This is a genomic window from Rikenella sp. (genome assembly GCF_056799795.1).
This window is the reverse complement of sequence record NZ_JBQIQO010000061.1, coordinates 1-4,694: the sequence shown is the minus strand read 5'-3', so window position 1 is coordinate 4,694 and position 4,694 is coordinate 1. Positions and strand designations below refer to the sequence as shown.

At 61.6% G+C, this 4,694-nt stretch carries 3 protein-coding genes; all 3 read right to left on the bottom strand.

All coding sequences use genetic code 11. The features are described 5' to 3' along the window. Positions 1-903: 903 nt before the first annotated feature. The 3 genes from ACTO3O_RS09690 to ACTO3O_RS09680 all read right to left on the bottom strand — a co-directional run bounded on the left by ACTO3O_RS09690 (position 904) and on the right by ACTO3O_RS09680 (position 4,544). Positions 904-2,070, bottom strand: a complete 1,167-nt coding sequence (locus tag ACTO3O_RS09690; protein ID WP_482596748.1) for an MFS transporter — start codon at positions 2,068-2,070, stop codon at positions 904-906. A gap of 196 nt (positions 2,071-2,266) precedes the next feature. Further along, the gene (locus ACTO3O_RS09685) at positions 2,267-3,379 is read right to left on the bottom strand and encodes an FBX42 beta-propeller domain-containing protein (RefSeq protein ID WP_297832631.1); all 1,113 of its coding nucleotides are present in this window, start codon (positions 3,377-3,379) and stop codon (positions 2,267-2,269) included. After that, complete coding sequence (locus ACTO3O_RS09680; RefSeq protein WP_297832633.1) at positions 3,354-4,544, bottom strand: AGE family epimerase/isomerase; 1,191 nt, start codon at positions 4,542-4,544, stop codon at positions 3,354-3,356. Before ACTO3O_RS09680 ends, ACTO3O_RS09685 begins: the two co-directional genes overlap by 26 nt. Positions 4,545-4,694: the final 150 nt, after the last annotated feature.

Sequence of the window (4,694 nt, the reverse complement as noted above, 5' to 3'; positions counted from 1 at the left end):
GCGTGTTGCGGGCCGCCCGGTAGGAGGCGTCCGGCCCGCGCGACCCAAAGGGTCGCAGAAGCAACAACCCATTCACCGCCCAAGGCTGCCGGGTTCGTCCTTGGCGCCCCCCGGCACCCGCCTATAGCGTCCTCGCTCTCAGTTCAAGCGGTCGAAGCCTGGGTTGCTTAGGGTAGAGACTGGCAACAAAAGACGCTGTGCGTCCCTCCGCGGCGAGAGGCTTCGGCCCGCGCGACCCTTAGGGTCGCAGGAGCACAGCATTTTTCTGTCGAGTTCGGGCTGCGCGCTCCGAGGGTGGGCCGAAGGCCCAGCGCGCAAGCCCGGCGGTTCGAAGAAATGCAAAAGCACGGCCCACTCGTCCTCGGAGCGCCCCCACGCGCCGCTAATGCGTCGCTGCGCCCGAGGACGGCGATTCCTCTCGGAATCGCGCTATTCGCTCTCGGCCTAAATTCCAGCCCCAAGCTCGACCCAGTTCTCCGCCCCAGGTCGGCCTCACTGCGGCTCCGCTATCGCTCCGCCGCGTTTTCGCGCGCCTGCGCGATTCAACAATTTCGGCTCACCGCCGAAATTGTTGAATCGCTTCTTTAGGCGGGGCGCGCGGCTTTGGCTACAGGAGGGTACTGCGCTCGGGCCGCGCGGTGGGCAAATGGCAGCCTCAGCCCAACTCCCTGTTCCGCGCGCTGGCGGAAATCTTATTCAAACGCGCATTACGACGCGTTTGAATGATTTCCTACTTCAGCGATCGCGCGCGGGTCGAGCTTTGACCCGCCTAAAACTGTTCTCTTTGTGAACAAAGAGAACCAGAAAAACTTTAGACGGATGCTTGCGCATCCTCAAACTGCCGACGGCCCAAATAAACCAAACGGCACAAAACTATCGGCGACCAATCGCCTCGTGTCCGCCTCAGTCCACCATGTTGTCCGTCTTCGGACGCAGGAAACGGAGCTGGATAGCGATCGCCGCCGCCACGATCACACTGAGCCACGCAAAACCCATCCCCAAATCTCCCCCGTCCGTCCATCGCCCCAGTATGCTTGTCACCGCCGCCCCCGCAAAGACCCCCGTCATATTCATAATACCATACGCCGTCGCCCGGTAGCGATCCGAAACGAATTGACAGAGAATCGGCATGTTATTGGCATCGAAAATACCATACCCCACCCCGAACAACAACCCCGCCCCGACAATTCCCGCCAGACTATGGCTGAAGCCCAGCAGGAGCAGCGACGGAATCGTCATCCCGAGCCCGATCGCACCCGTATAGACCCGCCCCCGCAAGTTCCGCCGCACCCACCGGTCGGAAAGAATCCCCCCGACGATCACCCCCACGAACGACGATACGGCAATCGTGATCGTCGCAATCGGCCCCGCCTTGTCCATCGAGATTCCGAGACTGTCCGAGAAGAGCGTCGGCAACCAGTTCTTAGTGGCCCACCCCGGCAGACTCGGCGCCGCAAAATAGAACAGAATCGCCCAAAACGCCACATTCGAAAACAGCAGCCCGAAACCCTTGAGCAACGCCCGGAACCGCCCCGCAACACTCTCCTCGCCCCTGACCGCCTCGCGATTCAACCGCCGCGCAACCACCGCCTCACGGTTCTCGTGCAGACAGAGCACCAGCACCAAGGCATAAACCATCCCGATGACCCCGAACCAGTGGAACGTCGTGTGCCACGTAAAGGCCGCCGCCACCGTCGCGCCGAATCCGCCGATCGCCTGTCCCGTATAGAGTCCCGTCATGTGAATCCCCACCGCCAACGACCTCGACCGGTCGCGATGCCAGTCCGCAATCATCGCCAGCCCCGCCGGAATATAGAGCGCCTCGCTGACCCCCATCACCGCCCGCAGCGCATAGAGCTGTCCGAACGTCTCGGCATACCCCATGCCGAACGTTACCGCCGACCAGACGAACAGACTGCCCACGATGAGCCACTTCCGACTGATCCGATCGGCCACCGCCCCTGCCACCGGGCTGACGAAACCGTATATCCAAAGGAAGATCGCCATCAGGCGACCGAAATTGGCTGCCGAACGCAACTCCGCGATATCGACCTGCATCGCATCGCGCATGGTCGAGAGCATCTGCCGGTCCATGTAATTGAGCAAAGCCACGCCCCACAGCAAACCCACCACCACCCACGGATAGATCCGCGAACGTTGTGCCGCTCCTCCGGTGTCGAATGTATTCATATCGTGAAAAGAGTTTGGTTTTCGAGTTTTTTGTCGGCAAAAACTCCCCACCGACAGCCCACGGCCCCGCCGTCCGTCACGGCCGCCACAGCCACACCTCCGGCGTCCTGATCCCCGGCTTCAGCTCCCCGTTGAACAACAAGACACCCGGAGAAGTCCCCCACCGCATCGGCGTCGCCCCCGCTCCCGCCCGTGCACCCTGCGGCGCACGCTCAGAAGAGACCGACCACCGCTCCGCCGCCGTGTCGAAAATCAACACCCGGTCGTTGAATCGATACCACCCCGGCTCCTGCTCCATATAAGCCCGCTGCACTCGCCGCAGACTATCATTCTCGGGCGCAACCGCCAGCGTCCACGCCCGATCCAACGCCTCCGTGAAGACCACCCCGTTCACCCCGCCGAAGCAGACGATCGAATCCGCCCCCCATGCCACTCCCGCACCTCCCGCCGCCAACAGCGGCTCCCCTTCCGCATCCACCGGCCCGGCAATCGTCCGCCACGTTTCGGTCGCCGGATCGTAGACATAGCCCTCCGAAGCCACAAACTCCGCCCCCTCCGGATCATACCCCCCGAACAGCCACACCCGCCCCGCCTGAGCCACCACCACCGGCTGCACCCGCCGCTCCGTCCCCGGCCACAACGGCCCCGCCTGCCAAGCATTCGACTGAAAATCATAGACGTAGAACGACCGCCCGCCCACCACATAGCACCTCCCTTCCAGGTACACCCCCGCACAGTTGTCCAGCGGTTCCGGCAATGAAGCCAACGTCTTTAACCCGTCGGAAGTCAGCAAATACGCTTCGTTCGTCGACCGCCCCAAGGAGTCCGTCCCTCCCGCACAAAAAATCCCCTCCGGCGTCGAAGCACATGCCCCGTAGGCCAACGCCTGCGGCAACCTCCCGCCCGACCGCCAAGCCTCCGCCACGGTATCCCAGACATAAATATCGTCATAGTACCGCTTAGTTCCCCCCTCCGCCGCCGGCACCTCCGGAAAATTGCAGCCCCCCGCCACCACAGCCCTCCCGTCCGGCAAAGTCCCGATAAACGGCGCCGACACCCCATACCCATAGCTCCCGTCCGAATCTACCGGCAGCAACCGCCCCCACTTCCCCCCGTCGGAAGAGCCGGAACTGCACCCCATAGCCGCCAGCCCCAGCAGCAGACTAAGCCAGCAGGTCGAGAATTTCATGACACAACGTATAAGACTGAATCATCATGCGCGGAATGTGGAACGGCCCCTTGAACATATTCCCCTTGGCCGGCTGAGCCACCGTCCCGTCGCGGTGCAGGTAGCCGTACCACTCGCCGAACTGCACGTCCGGGAAGTGCCCGTAGGTGTACTCGCTGATCATGCGGTGCATCCGCAGGTACTTCTCGTCCCGCGTCGCCAGGTAGGCATAGAGCGTCGCGATAATGGCCTCCGTCTGGGGCCACCAGAACTTCATGTCCTGCGAATAGTCCTGCGCCGGGAAGCCCTTGCAGTCGCGGAAATTGATGATCCCGCCGTAAGCCTCATCCCATCCCCACTCCCACGACCAGTCGAGGATCGTCAGAGCCGTGTCGGTCAGCGATTTATCCCACCCCCGAAACCGCGCCTCTTCGAGCAGGAACCACGCCGTCTCAATGCAGTGCCCCGGGTTAATAACCCGCCCGGCCATCGAGTCGAGAAACTCGCCGTTCGGCCCCACCGTCTCCAAGAGAGCCTTGAACTCCGGGTGCATAAAGTCGTTGCGGATTTCGGTAATCGACCGTTCGATCTGCTCCGCCAGCACCGGATCGTCTCCGACCGCCGCCCGTATCCGCGACGCCGTGTTGATCAGGATCATCGTCAGCGAATGCCCCTTCCCCACGAACCCCTCCCGGAACTTCGGCTCCAGAAATCCCGGGGTCGAGCTCATGTGCAGGATCCGTTTGAACAGGTCGAGCGCCTTTTGTCCATAGGCCTTATCTCCCGACGCAATCGAGTACTCCGACATCGCGATAGCGGCAAAGCACTCCGAAAAGAGGTACCGCCGCTTCCGCACCGGCACCCCTTCCGCGGTCACTTCGAAAAACATATGACCGTCGGTATCGATACAGTATTTTTCAATAAAGTCGATGGTGGATTTCGCCGCCGCGAGCCACTCGGGGTTGCGTTCGATGCGGTTGTAGGCGAAAGCGCACACGAAAGCGAACCGCCCCTGGAACCAGACAGATTTGTCGGTGTCCATCAAAGTCCCGTCGCGATCCAGAGCGGTAAAGATCCCTCCGTTTTTCCTGTCGAGCCCGTTTTCGAGCCAGAAAGGCAGTATATTTTCGGTCAGGTCGGCTTTATACTGCGCCGCCCAGTGCGACAAATAGGTCTGTTTGTCCATGTTGGTTTGTGTGTAGATTCAAACGTTCTGTTTCGTGTTTTAAATGAGCCCGCCCCGGGCTACCGCACTACCACCACTGCTTCGGCATGGAGCATTGGCAACGAGGGCTCTGTTCGATCAGCTTCAGCAAACGGCATCGCCAGCGTCTAT